Annotated in this window: 2 protein-coding genes; both read left to right on the plus strand. The window is 40.5% G+C overall.

Annotated features, from left to right (window positions below):
* The first annotated feature begins 18 nt into the window (after window positions 1-18).
* Window positions 19-159, plus strand: a complete 141-nt coding sequence (locus tag LI114_RS13860) for a hypothetical protein (protein WP_158455166.1) — start codon at window positions 19-21, stop codon at window positions 157-159.
* The coding region (locus LI114_RS13865) for a hypothetical protein (RefSeq protein ID WP_227221154.1) at window positions 140-321 on the plus strand (182 nt) is incomplete at its 3' end. The genes LI114_RS13860 and LI114_RS13865, both read left to right, overlap by 20 nt.

Below are 321 nucleotides of genomic sequence, written 5' to 3' on the forward strand. Positions count from 1 at the left end.
GAAATGGAGATGATGTAAATGACGTATTTGTTCATTGGAATGATGATAGGTGTTATCATCGGAACAACGATAGGTTCTCTTGCCGTGGCTTTTAAGTCTGCTGAAAAAGAGATCGCACGTCTTGATAAGGAGGTCAAAGATGCACACAAACAGAGTTAAAGCCAAAGTAGACTTCAAGTTCTGTATGGGTAATATTCCTGCAATGCTGAGAGCAGCAAAGAATGTGCTTTCGGAAAAACAGTACAAAGAATTATGTACTGAGGTCAACAAAGCCGACGGCTACCTTGAACAGAAACGCATAATATTCAGCTATGTTGACCC

Origin of the sequence: Ruminococcus sp. 210702-SL.1.03, assembly GCF_020559915.1 — a bacterium.
GTDB lineage: Bacteria > Bacillota > Clostridia > Oscillospirales > Ruminococcaceae > YE71.

Bases quoted from the DNA above. Each gene is read 5' to 3' on its own strand.
- LI114_RS13860 (WP_158455166.1), top strand. From the start codon at position 19: ATGACGTATTTGTTCATTGGAATGATGATAGGTGTTATCATCGGAACA.